Annotated in this window: 5 protein-coding genes; 1 reads left to right on the top strand and 4 read right to left on the bottom strand. The window is 59.2% G+C overall.

Annotation, left to right across the window (positions count from 1 at the left end; translation table 11 throughout):
- Nucleotides 1–83: 83 nt before the first annotated feature.
- Complete coding sequence (locus tag QF040_RS28505; RefSeq protein ID WP_429613752.1) at nt 84–4,613, bottom strand: hypothetical protein; 4,530 nt, start codon at nt 4,611–4,613, stop codon at nt 84–86.
- Between the two features lie 377 nt (nt 4,614–4,990).
- On the opposite strand from QF040_RS28505, the gene QF040_RS28500 reads away from it, so the two are divergent.
- Nucleotides 4,991–9,364 carry a hypothetical protein gene (locus QF040_RS28500; RefSeq protein WP_429613751.1) on the top strand — a complete coding sequence of 1,458 codons (4,374 nt, stop codon included), beginning with the start codon at nt 4,991–4,993 and terminating at the stop codon, nt 9,362–9,364.
- Between the two features lie 111 nt (nt 9,365–9,475).
- On the opposite strand, the gene QF040_RS28495 is transcribed toward QF040_RS28500, so the two are convergent.
- The 3 genes from QF040_RS28495 to QF040_RS28485 all read right to left on the bottom strand — a co-directional run bounded on the left by QF040_RS28495 (nt 9,476) and on the right by QF040_RS28485 (nt 13,281).
- Nucleotides 9,476–10,171, bottom strand: coding sequence for a PIN domain-containing protein (locus QF040_RS28495; protein WP_429613750.1), 696 nt, complete (start codon nt 10,169–10,171; stop codon nt 9,476–9,478).
- Nucleotides 10,168–11,982 (bottom strand): 3'-5' exonuclease, encoded by a 1,815-nt coding sequence (locus tag QF040_RS28490; RefSeq protein WP_429613749.1) that lies wholly within the window; start codon nt 11,980–11,982, stop codon nt 10,168–10,170. The genes QF040_RS28495 and QF040_RS28490 overlap by 4 nt, the downstream gene beginning before the upstream one ends.
- 465 nt (nt 11,983–12,447) lie before the next feature.
- Nucleotides 12,448–13,281, bottom strand: coding sequence for a hypothetical protein (locus QF040_RS28485; RefSeq protein ID WP_429613748.1), 834 nt, complete (start codon nt 13,279–13,281; stop codon nt 12,448–12,450).
- Nucleotides 13,282–13,297 lie beyond the last annotated feature (16 nt).

Raw genomic sequence — 13,297 nt, 5'->3', positions numbered from 1 at the left:
TTGACCGCGAACTCTTGTTGTCCCCGGCCCATCGCTGCTCTTCGCATGCCGCTGAGTGTCATCTGCGCGTTGAGACAGCCGGTCTACTTTCCTCCGCGCTTGCGAGGCCCCGTGCGCGATCCCTGCGCAACTTCCAATGCCGACCCGTCGCGCATCCACGCACTGCTGACGACGCGGCCGTCATCCATCCATGCCACACCTTCGGCGCGGCGCCACGTGGCGGCGGCGTTGCTTCCTCCCGGCCATGCATTGCGTTCAGCCACCAGGAGCCACACGCAGCTCAGGCCGGATTCGCGTCTCAGTCGCTCCAAAGCCCCCTCACTCAAGAGCACCACATTGTCCTCTTCCGTGGATTTTCGAATGAAAACGCTCTGCCCCCCTCCGTCAACAAGCGTGCCCTCCGCACCCGGCAGGATGGTCCATCCCAATTTGTTCGCAAGCCAGGATGCCGGCAGGTACGCCCGCGCTCCGTCAGTCAGGCTGAGGTCAAGGTGCGACTCCCAGATGTACTGACAAATCGGATATGCCAACCGTATAGAGGACGGCACTTTAACGCCTCTGTCTGACCATTGTTCCATCGGTGCAATAGCCCTCCAGAAAACCTCACCGAGGTACGGTCCGTCGGTCAGTTGCGGGACTTCCCAGTCGCTAACGTCGATATCTTGGTCGTCCTTGACGGCCGCAACGAACTCTCCAAGACGCGAGGTTTCGACGAACACGGTAAAGATGCGCCGGAACTCCTGCTGGCGCATGCCATGTTCGACCGACTTTTCGCGGTATCGATCTGTCTTATGCGTGTGATCGTAAAGAGCAAACCATCGCTGGCCGTCGCCACCAACGCGCACAACCTTCTTGTCAAACTCCCTGCTTGGATCATCTCGAACGGGCCAGGCACCAAGGTCATCCTCACTGACCGCTTCCAAAGTGATCGGCTCGCCGAACATCCATGCATCACCAATTTTCGCAGTCGGCCGAGGATCGTGCAACAGCACAGTCGGGTCGACATCCCTGACAAAGCCAAAGTCCGTTGGAAAGTCGTACGGGCGCAGAGTGCGGTCCTCCTGCCAGCCAGACTCCAGACACAGCGTCGATCCCAAGCCGCACAGCAGTTCACTCAGAGCAAGCCATTGATACTTCTTGCTCAACCTCTCGACGACCGGCCGATCACTGGTGGACGTTGAATGGGGCCCATCGACCTCGATGGCGGGTCCGCCCATTTCGATGGCGCGCACAGCAACCCAAGTCTGGCAGCGCTTGAGGTCAACACGCTCGACCTGCTCTGAGCGGCTATCGGCCAACCAAGGCACCGCATCCTCTCGAAAGCTTCGGACCTCGTCCGGCGAGAGCAAGGCCAGCAATCGCTTCTCCAGAAGCTCGGCTCGAGCAATCTCCGCCTTCGACGGGGTCTTTCGCCTGAAAACTAGCTTGGTCTTACCCTTCACCATCTGCGGTATGTGCATCATCCGCAAGTGTTCCTCGAGTTCGTGAAACGCTGCGATTCGATCCATCCTGTCGGTGAGGACGATCGACCTGAAGTTTCTGAATGCTGACTCCCTTGTCGCGATAGGCAAGGTAGCCAAGGCGACCGTCGTGATCTCCCGTACTGTCGGCTTGATCTCATAGTCTCCAAAGTCACCAAGATGCAAGCACGATGAGACAATCCCCTGCGCCCCTCTGCTCATCCTTTGTTCGGTCGTTCTAGTCAGCTCACGGACCTTAGTCAGGTCGATGCAGGCCTCTGCGTATGGCGGCCTGCAACGAGTCGCGTCCACACCAGCGAGGTCTACGCCTACATGAGTTGCCAGCTCCACGATCGCGCGCGCGTAGTCCCGTAGCAGAAGGTCTTTCCGCGGGGAGGACGAGAAGACCAATTGCCATGCCACCTGCGCATACAGCTGAAGCCTCCCCCGACTCGGGTCGTTGCTGCAGGCACCGAAGGCCGCTGCCCACAGTCGCTCGAGGACGTAGTTGTCATCAACGTCGTTCAGCTTCTGTATTAAATAAGTCAGCAGATTCTCTTGAACCAGAAACAGCCGCGAAAGAGACTTCGTCGCCGTGTCACGGACCGGGCGGTTGCTGCACGTTAGGCACCAGGCAAGCGCCAGTGCAGCAAGCTCGCGAGTTCGGCTGCCAGCACTCCTGACTGCAGGGCTGGCACACCACTCTGCCAAGACATAAAACGCATGCCGCTCATCGTCTTGGCCGATCTCGTTGAGAGCCAGGCTCCACCGAAGATCACGCTCAGGCATCGACACACAACTAAGGCGGGCATGCATCCCATTAGCGTTCCATGGATGGTCTGCGACAGTCGCCAACTCAAGCAGCAGTGAGACCGCCCGCTTTCCGTAAGAATCCCACTCCTCGAACAGCTCCGTGGTCCGTGCGTTGAAAGCACCGGAAGCACGCAGTCCCAAGCTGTCCTCAAATGCCGGCTTAAGCACTTTGAACCCGCGCCACCGATTAAGGCCTCCGGGCATGACGTCAATCAATTCCTGTCCGAAGAGCTCCGGCACTTGGACGGCTAGCGCACCGATCAGTCCCGAGCCCAAAATCCGCCACTGCTTGTGGTCTGTCAGAAAATGAAGCGGTGCGTGCGGGTCGAACGCGTGCCCCAAGTCTTCGACTTGTGTTAGCAGCGCTTCAGCTATCAAATGGTCCTGGAACCGTTGAAACGCGAACCGTACAACGTTGATGCTCGCAGGCAGCGGATCACCAGCCTTCAGGTCTGGATCCGGGTCGAAGCGAAGGAGGCCGCTGCGATGAAGTACCTCGAGCCAGGTCGAGCCGCTGGGCTCTTTGAAAGAAGAAAACTGCGCACGCGCGACTGTGTCGGCAACGTCTCTGGAGACGAAGTCGCGCCGCTCTGCGGCCATCGCACGCGCGATCGCCAATACCGTATTTCGCGCGGGCCCCACGAGTTCGTTGCTGCCGTCATAGTCGGGCACGAGGTGTCGCGCGACGCTGTTGAGATACAGGCTCAGGATCTTCTTGATGCCAACAAGTCCGCGTGGGAACTCGCAAATGCCCTCCTTTCGCAACGCGATACAGACGCTGCGCAGAAAGAGCGGATTTCTGAACTCCTCAGTTAGCCATGGTGAGCTCGGACGGGCGATCCCGTTACGGTCCATGTAGACCGACGCGGCCTGTCTTTGCTCATGTGGCGTTACAAAGCCGCCCACCGTCACTTTGGCGAGGGTCTTTGCGACACCTTGGGGCACGACAAACGTCACGTACTCGGAACGGCAGCTAAGCACACATACGATGTTCGCGAATGGTCTGATCGTCTCCAGGAAGCTCGCCAGTTCCCCTTTCCACAATAGCGCGCCTGCTCCCTCGTTCAACGCGTCGACCAAGAACAGCGCTCGTTTATTGGCCGCTTCCGCTGCCGAGTCCAGTGCTTGCAGAAAAGTCTCGGGGGGCGTCCCTATCACACCGAGGCGTTCGAGGATTTGCGGCCATATGGCGCCCACATGTAGATGCTGACCCAGAACGAGTACGACCGGCCGGCCTTCCGCCACACCTCTTCGCGCTTGGTCGGCAAGAAGATGAGACTTTCCCGACCCGCCCCGTCCGTCCAGCAGCACCGCCCGATTGCGCTCAGCCTGCATCAAGGTGCTTGACCAACTTTGGTTCAGTGTTTCGAGGAGGGAGACTAGGTGGCCTAAAGCTATGAGCAGGTCTTGCTCGTCCCGACCTGCACCCCTGCCGGCGCTTTTTATGTCCTCGCGGACTAGCGTTGTCAGAATTGACACACTGCCCTGGGCGCTGCTGACCACGGATGCCCAGTTGCTCACTCCCCACGGAATCCACGAAGCAGCGTCCAGTCCCGCTTGCAGGCACAAGACTTTCTCGACGTCAGCGAAAGCGCGCCTCGCCTCTCCGGCACGCGAAGCTGGGATCCCCGGCGCCTCTGCGAGCCATCTGTTTGCGCTTTCCTGGAGCCGGTTCAAGCGCTCACGAAATTGCTCTTGGACCTTCCCGCTGCGGAGGACTACGTCGAATAGCTGTTCGACGCCCACCGGCACGTGGTCTTCGGCGTGGTATCGCTCGTCAAGATCGGCCACAGCTCTGTCGACCCGATGCGAGAGCCAGTCGGGCCTGAGAGCCAGCTGACCAAACCAATGCTCGAGCAATCCGGCCATCCGCGGTAACTCAAGCATGGCGCGCAGCTCAAACGCAGACCACGGCACGAAGGTGACTTCGTGTCCTAGCTCACTCTTCGCCAACGCTTCCCACCCCTTCTTGCGCTCTTCCCACCGTTCCCAGCCGGTCTTGCCCTTGCGGGAAGTCTTGTCGGTGAGGTCACACGCGATCGCGATGTAGTACAAGCGTAGCCGAGGATGCAGCTTCAGCGCCGTGGTGACCGAGTCGTCGATCGCTTCCCAACGAACGTCGCCCGACTTTATGTAGTACTTCGCCTGATAGCCAACCTCGCTGCCGTCATCGAGCACCCAGTAGGCTTCGACGCCGCCGTCCCCGCCGCCTCCGTGAATGCGCCTGAACTCAACCGCTTTCTCAGGTGGGCTCCGGCGTGCGAGCTGGCAGGTCAGCTCCTCGAATGCGTTGTCCTCGCCCTTAGCTGTCGAAAGAATGTCCTCGAATCGAACCGTCATATGTCTCGCTTGTTGCCTGAGTCTTCGCGGCCTTTTGCAACTCTAGCCTGCGCGGGAGATTGCGTGCAACTCGCGAGCGGCCGCTTTTGATCACACCGGCCTCTCCCCTATCTGCGGACGAAGTACAGCTATCAGTCCGAACCAGCCGTCGCCATAAGCAGCTTCGCAGCGGTTTCAGCTCAAGGGGGAGCCCCCTCAGCTTCTGGTCTCAGCCAAAATAAGGTAGTCGGGAACTAGGCAGGAGTCCGACGTCAACCACGAGGAGTCAACTTGACCGTCGGAACGATATGCGGAGAGGGTAGTCGCGGCCCCATCGACTTTGCCAACCGTGCAGGGCCGTTGACCGAGCCCCGATACACGTGAGTTGAGCAACATCTATGGAGTTTGTCGACCTGGGACGGCTATTCGTCCCGCTTAAGCGGGATGCGGACGCAACTCTCGAATGGGGACCGCACTGGGGACGCAAGTATGGTGGCTGGCTCGACTGGCAGAGTGTCCTTGGGCACTGGCGCGTGGTGCTTCTCGCAGAAGCCCTGAGCGGAAAAACCAAGGAACTGGAGCATCGGGCCGAGGTATTGAAGAGGGATGGCAAGCCCGCCTTCTTCCTCCGGATCGAGGACTTGGCTGATGACAGGTTCGAAGCGTCTCTCAATGACGAGGACAAGGCCGCATTTCACTCTTGGGTTGCTGTAGCCGCTGGGGAGGCGTGGTTCTTCCTGGACTCTGTAGATGAGGCGCGCCTGAACGGGAAGAAGCTAGTCACAGCACTTCAAACCTTCCGCACGGCGGTTTCGGGCAACCTCAATCGTGCCCATGTCATCGTGAGTTGTCGAGTTAGTGACTGGAGAGGCAAAGCGGATCGGGAGTCATTGCAGAAAGAGCTCCCTTATGTCCCACCTGCAAAGCACGATGCAACGGTCACGAATCCCGACGAGATCCTCTTGTCGCCGGTTTTTGACACCGCCACTCGAACAGCAAGATCCAAGGAGCCGCAGACCGGCGCAAACACTGGGGAGCTTCTGGTCGTCCAGTTGTCTTCTCTGACCTACGAGCAACAGGAGCGGATGGCAATCGCTGCTTCGATCTCCAATGTGCCTGAATTCTTGCAGGCCGTCCGCCGTTCGGGCCTCGAGGCGATGAGCGAGCGCCCCGGCGATCTCATTGATCTCATCGGCTACTGGCTCGATCACGGCGGTTTCGGTTCGCTCCAACAGATGACCGAAGAAGGCGTCAAGCGCAAATTGCATGAGGAGGATGCATATCGACCCGATGCTGGGATTCTGAGTCGGAACCGTGCCAGGCGAGGCGCCGAACGATTGGCAGCAGCTTTGGTGCTTGGCAAGACGTTCACCATTAAGGCGCCAGGTCAAGACCCCGACCCGACCCTTGCAAAAGGGGCGCTGGATCCGCGTGATGTCCTTTCCGACTGGGATCAAGAGGCCATCAACGCTCTCTTACGAACTGGCATCTTCGCACCAGGCACCTACGGAAGAGTGCGATTCCATCATAGATCTACCCAAGAGTACTTGGCTGCGTGTTGGTTGAGATGGCTGACTGAAAAAAACTGCCCGATCACAGAACTACATCGCTTGCTCTTTGTTGAGCCATACGGCGTTCCCACCGTGGTACCTACCCTTCGCGCGGTAGCGGCATGGTTGTCGCTGTGGCTCGTACCAGTGCGCGAACAGGTTATCCGACGGGAGCCCGTATCGCTGATAGTTCATGGTGACCCAAAGTCCTTACCACTGGAAGTTCGAGAGAAGCTGCTTGAGGCCTACGCAGCGCTGGACGCCAAGGGCGACCTCAATGTCGAGATGATCGACTTTCGGGCGGCTTGGATGTTTTCTTCGCCTGCTCTATCCGCGGCCGTTCGGCGAGCTTGGGGGGTAAACGCTCGGGCCGAGTTCAGGATGCATCTGCTGGAGTTCATCGAAGAGGGATGCATCAAAGAATGCGCGGACCTCGCGCGCGACACGGCTCTTGACCCTTCGGCAAACCAGTGGCACAGGCTCGCTGCGGCACGTGCCCTACTCGCGTGCAAAGACATCAGGGGCCTCAGAGCGCTGACAAGTGCGGTCAGGGCTGCTCCGGATCGTCTGAGCGCTCGGCTGGCGCCACAGATGGCAAGCCTGCTGTACCCCGCCTATCTGTCTACAGATGATCTTCTGAGCCTAATTGAGCGATCAGAACCAGCAGAGCCGTACCAAGTGGAAGGGTTCAGCTATCAACTAGCGTCCCTGCATGCACTGGCTCCCAGTCGCGCTGCACAGCGACAATTTTCGCTCGGCATTGCCACCCTGGTTATGAAGGCGCCATACGCCGACGAAGATTTGAGGGTTTCGAGTCGCCATGTCGAGCTTTGCAAAGGATTGGCTTCTCTCGCAAAGGCTGAACTGGATCGACGAGCGCCCGGCGACGTCGAGGACGGCTTGGTTCGTCTTCTGATGGCGGTCGAACGGGCCAGTGGCATGCACGCCGAGGAAGACGAAAGAGAGGGACTTGCCAAAAGAGTACGACAAGACAAAGCCCTCAACAGACAGCTGATCTGGGCAGACGCTCAGACTGACCGTGAAGGCAAGCCCAAAGAGACTCTACCGATTCGCATCTGGCAAGTTGGGCCCCACACGGGGCATATCTTGTGGCGAACCGACATGAGCGATCTCGAATGGCTAGTGGAAGATTCGCGTCGAATGGGTGAAGAGTACGAGCGTCGCATCGCTTTCAGCGCGATCCTGTCCGCCTTGCACTTCGCCGACCTCGCTGAGTCGAGGCGCGAGCTTCTAGATCAACTTGCAGCCGGTGATCCCGTATTGCAAGCCGATCTCGACGAATACCGAAAGCCTGCACCAGTCGACCCCTACGCTGCGGATGCGCAGGCCCGCAAGGAGAGGGCCAACAAGAAGACTCAGAAAGCCAAGCAGTCCTGGATCGATTTTCGTGACCTCTTGGAGTCGACGCCCGGAATCCTGGACGCTCCGGATGCCGTCAATTCTTGGAAGTCAGGGCGTCATCGTCTTTACGACCTGACCAACTGGATCGACATGAAGGCACGCCATGACGGCATCGAGGGGCCTGCGAAGTGGCAAGCGTTGACTCTGGGCTTTGGTCCTGTCGTAGCAAAGCACTACGCGCACGCTATGTCGCTGACGTGGCGCAGCGTCCACCCCGAGCGCCCGAAGAAGACAGGTGACAACCGGTTCAGCAGCAAGAGGGAGAACGCGCTGGCGGTAAGCGCAGTAGAGTTCGACAGCCTCAAGCCGGGTTGGGAGCACAGTCTGTCCGACGCTGAAGTCGCCCTGGCAGTACAGCATGCGTGCTTTGCCGGCACGATCCGAGCCGACTGGATGGACCGTCTTGTTCTCGCTCGCCCAAGCGCGGCTCTGCCCGTAATCATTTCCGCAGTTTCAACCGAGTACCGCTCCAACGGTACGTACTCGGATGTCATCGTGAGCGCCGCTCACAGGGACACACCAGCTCTTTCGACGATTGCCATGGAGATCTTGCGGCTACTGCGGAGGTCCGAGCCTGTAGACGACGTGACGCTGGAGCGGTCAATCCGAATCGTTCGTCGAGGACTCGCCGGGCCTGCGGCCATGCAAGCGCGCACTCTCGTATCGAGGCGCCTTGATCTTCATCTTGCATCTGCCAACGAGAAGCGCGCATTCGAGTACTTTGGAGCGTTAGCCTCCATTGATCCAGAAGAGCTCGCCAAAGTCGCCCTATTGAAACTCGCGCGAGGCGTCTCGGAGCCCGAAGCGGACTACGAGGAACGAGTTCCGCGCTGGCTAGGCGAACTCTTCGCTGGCCAGGGTGACCATGGGGTCGCCACCGATGCGCTGCCCAAAGTCCCCATTTTGTATCTTGCGCAGTTGCTACGCCTTGCGTACGAACACATCGCCGCCGTCGACTGGACCGCACGCCGATCCAGCTTGCGGCGGTCCTCGAGCGAGAAGGCGCAAAGCGCCCGGGGGACGCTCTTCAACGTACTTGCCGAGCGCCCCGGCGCGGAGGCCTACGACGCGCTACTGGCGCTTAGCGCCGACCCGGTCTTTGCTGACAGCTCCTTGCGCCTACGTGAAATAGCGCACGCAAGGGCGGAGGCAGATGGTGACTTGCCTGCTTGGCTGGCGACGGAGGTGACCAAGTTTGAGCACACTCACTCGACACCCATAAAGACTGGTGCTCAGCTCCTGATGCTCACGCAAGGGATACTCGCAGATATTCAGGCTTCGTTCACGACCGCCGATGCCAGTAGTCGACAGTTGCTTGCTCGTGCTGAGCACGAGGAAGAAGTCCAGGAATGGCTCGCCGAACGCCTCAATGAGCGCGCAAGGAGTCGATACAGCGCGGCTCGAGAGTCCGAAGTTGCGGAACGCAACGAGCCGGACATTGTTATCTCCTCGACTTCCGCAGACGTGCAGATTGCAGTGGAAGTCAAGAACGCCAACAAGAAGTGGACTGTGACCCAGCTGGAAAGCGCCATTCGTGGGCAGCTGGCACGGGACTATCTGCGCCCGGCCAATCGCCGCTACGGCATCCTCGTCGTCTCTCTCCACCGCAACAGGACTTGGCGCGTGGCTGAGGAGACGTGGGACTTTGCGCGCCTGATAGCTCACCTACAACAGATTGCCCAAGCGATAAGGGCCAACACCTCCGGTCCGGTACAAGTGTTGGTTTTCGGGCTCGACGCAAGAATTGACACGCAAAGCTCGACGAGGAAGCACAGCGGAAAACAGCGTCCTGCGACGTGACATGACGTGGTGCAAGTCAACACCGACTAGGGGTGTACGAACTATCGGTATCTCCGATAGCGTTCATTCGACTGGCAGGCTCGATCGACTGTAGTCACTCGGAAGTCGACTTCAGTCACGGGTGAAGCGATCTCTGTACTTCACCGCTCCGTCGGCGATCTTGATTGCGCCCGACGTCACAAGCGTGGCCATCACCTCGGCGACTTTTTCAGGTACGGGCTCGGGTCCAAAACGCCACTGAATTCTCTTTTCAAGCGCGCTCAAGCTTCTTGGCTTCCCTGCTTCAACGAAGTCTTTGAGTATTTCGGCGGAAATCTGAGCGACGGACTTCAGTTTCTTGGTCTTTAGCGCGAGTGGAGCACGTGAGACCGCGTCGCTGGCCGGAGGGCTTGACGTCGGCGGCGACTGCAACAGAGGCGCATTTTGAACCGGTGGAGATTTGACTTCGACAGGCAGTGACCCCAAGACTTCCACACGCTCGACCTGTAGCCCCTTCGATCGGGCATGCACGATCGCAGGGTCGTAATCTCCATCGGCCGCGATGATCACAAAGCGTGCCCTAGGCTCGTGTCGGCCGACCAGGTAACCCAGATACAGGACCAGGTGGAAATCGAGTGAGTTCTTGCCGGGTTTGGAGATATCGACGAGGGAGACCCTGTCGCCCAGTTCCATGTACTTCGCAAGCAGGCGAATCTCCTGCTCACCATAGAAAATCCAAGCCTCACCGTTCGCCCCCATCCACGACGCGACGCTTTCCGGCGCAGGCTGCCGGTTCTGCAGATCGATCAGCAGGTAGGTCTTGGTCACTGCCTGATGGCGTTGGCCACGATGAGCCGGGATGTCGCACGCGTGGCGCCGACGTAGAACAACCGCATCTCTTCCAACGCGTCGTCATCCTTGTCGAGCACCTCTTGGCCCGACACCGCCTGGCGCGCCCCCATCACCGCGACCACGGGAAACTCCAACCCCTTGCTGACATGAAGCGTCATCACCTTGATGGTGTCCGCGGCGGGGTCGAAATCGTGCGCGCCCTTGCGCACCTTGTGCGGCAAGCGGCGCCGGTCCAAGGCCCTGGAGCACTCTTCCATCAGCGTCCGGCTTCGACACAGCACCGCCATGTCGCCCCAGGCGTGCCCTTCGTTGTGCGCGCTGGCCATGAGCTCCGCGATCCGGTCGGCCTGTGCCCGGGTGCTTGGCAAGTCGATGACGATCGGCTCTGGCCCGTCCCTGCCGCAGCTCACGGGTTGCACGAGCGGCACGCCGTCGTCGTCCTTCTCCTGGGGCCGCAGAAGATCGGTTGCCATCGCACTCGCCGTCTGCAAGATCTGCCGGGTGTTGCGGTAGTTGATCTTGAGAATGGTCGTGCGGCCCTGTGCCTGCACGCCAACGCTCTTGAAGCTGAAGGGCTTGCCGCGCCGCTTGTCGTAGATGCTCTGGGCATCGTCGTACAGCAGCAGTAAGCTGTTGGTCGTGGGGTCGACCATCTGAGTGACCAGCTTGAGCCACTCGGGCGCAAAGTCGTGGCCTTCGTCGACCAGCACCGCCAAGTACTGGCCTGACGGAATCATTTTGCGGTCGACGCCGTCGATGACGTTGCGCACCATCTGGTCCATCTTGGCGCCCACGGCAAGGTCGTTTGGCGGCAGCGGCTGGCCGAACGCCACCAGCTGGTCACGGCACCATTTGTGGAAGTGTCGAACATGGACGCGGTCGGCCAGGGCCTTGGCCTGCATGGTGGCGTGCAGCTTGACGGCCAGCGGTTCGTTGTAGCAAAGCACGAGCACGGGCTTGTGCAGGTCGGTCGCGGCCTTGGCCAGGTACTCGGCGCGGTAGCCCAGGATCATGGTCTTGCCGGACCCTGCAACGCCGTGGATAACCCGGTGGCCGTCACCCAGGCTGCGCGCCAGCTGTTCCTGCTGCAGGTCCATCACACGCAGAAAATCGGGGATGGTCGCTTTGTCGTCCGCATCGTCGAAGAGCGCACCTTGCTCAGGAACGCGCACCTCGGGAAACAGGTTCCAGCGCACCCGGTCGATCTGGGGCAAGGACAACGCGCCGCGCATGAGCTGCGGAAACATGTCCCACAGCCGACTCTGGAAGGCCTCTGGTTCTGCGTCCTCCAGCATTTCGTCGGAGCAAACAACGCGGTTGGACTCGATCGCGCTCCCGAGCCCGGCGGCGTCGAACTGCTTGCGCGTGATGCGCGTGAAGGCGACGCCGTAGCTCCATGGGAAGGTGAGCATGCCCTGCCATTTGCCCTCGTGCTGGATTAGCTGCGCGTCGCGCTTGAGGGCATCGACGACCTGCAGCGCCTGATGCCGGGCCTGTTCGATCGGATTGGGAACGCTTTTGGGAACACCGTCAGGTGCAATCAACCAGTCGCCGCGGCTGGCTTTCTGGATGGTGTCCAGGCGCCAATCCTTGGTCTCCAAGATCAGCAAACCGCGACGGGGGTGCAGCACGACGAAGTCGGGATGGCACTGCTTGGGCCCGATGGGCACGTCGAACCACAGCAAGTAGTCTTCGTCGAGCTTCTGCTGCAGCCGCTCCGCCAAGCGCCGCTCACCTGATGTCATACGGGCGACGCAGGTGCTCAACGCAGGAATCAGGACAGCCATTGAAGATTCGATCGCCCTGAAGTCGACAGGGGGCAAGCAAGGGATTGAAACTTAACGTAACACGTCGATGCCGTCAATCGCCATGATCCCGCGCCTCTTTGCACCCTCGGCAGATCAACGCATGTGGTTGCATGCTCATAGCAATTGGCGTGGTGCTAGCGCCGGCGCGCGACAGTAGCTTCCGACGAGCAGAGTCTTCAGGACGGCTTTGCAGCGATTGCGAGCATTCACGATTGCTGATCGGCAGGCGGCTTTGTGCCCATAACGGCCATGGGCTCCATAGCTAGCTAAGCGGCGACCGACGATGTTGAGGGCGCTCGATCAAGTTGATGGCTAGGCAAATGATCAGCGCTCAGCTTTGAGGGCAAGCAAACTCAGCGAGGTTGAGGTGACGAGCCTTACCTTGTCGTACCGGATACCAGCTCGGGACCAGCGAGAGACGAGCCTCTCGCGGTTGTTGGACTCTCACTCGCTTTGGGGCCGAAGCTTCGGCTTTTGCTTGAGCAGCTTCGCAACATCGTCTAGCCATCTTTTGGAGAACATCCAGCCTTTGCCGCCATTACGAAGTGACATCCATCGACCTCCGATCTCCTTGAGCTTAGCTGCGAATTCCAAGCTATTTCCGCGTACGACAAAGGATTTGTCTGAATACTCTTCAAGCCAGATGCCTTCTTCCCCGTCTTTAGGCGACTTCTTTTTTGCAGGAACTGTCGGGGGCGTGTCAGCGCCAAGGTCCCCCCTCGTGGATTCGTGCGCCGCCCTCACTACACGTTCATCGACCATCGGGCTTACGGTCATGTCGCGCAATACGATTGTTAGGTGTCGAAATAGTCTCTGCTTGAGATCGTCAGTCGAAGTGAAATCTTCTTGAATTCCCTTGTCGCGAATAGACGCCTTGAATTCTTTCAACTTCTCAAGTTGTTTGGTATCGATGCGATCAAGATCTACTTGCTGCTTTGAATAATACAGCATCACGGGTTTATTTAGATTGAGAAAATAACGGATTTCCTCAACCGTTCCGCTATCCTCAACCCCTGTAGGAGACCCTAGCCTCGTCCAAAATGCCCCCACCAGCATATCGCAATTGCGAACGACCTGCTTATTAATAATAGCTTGGGGTCGGTCCCCCATTGCTGGCGCACTATGCGACTCCCACATGACTGGAAGTAGCACATATCCCATGGTTTGAGCGTGAAGCGCATTCCAATCATATAGTGTTGCTGCAATTGCACTTCGCGCCTCTGGTACATCTGAGGGCGAGGCTATGAGAACTTGCAACACTGTTGCAGAAAATGGCATTTAATTTCTCGAATGA

Origin of the sequence: Variovorax sp. W2I14 (assembly GCF_050435205.1) — a bacterium.
Lineage (GTDB): Bacteria > Pseudomonadota > Gammaproteobacteria > Burkholderiales > Burkholderiaceae_C > Variovorax > Variovorax paradoxus_C.
Note: the sequence above shows the minus strand (reverse complement) of the source record. Positions and strands in the feature narration are given on the sequence as shown.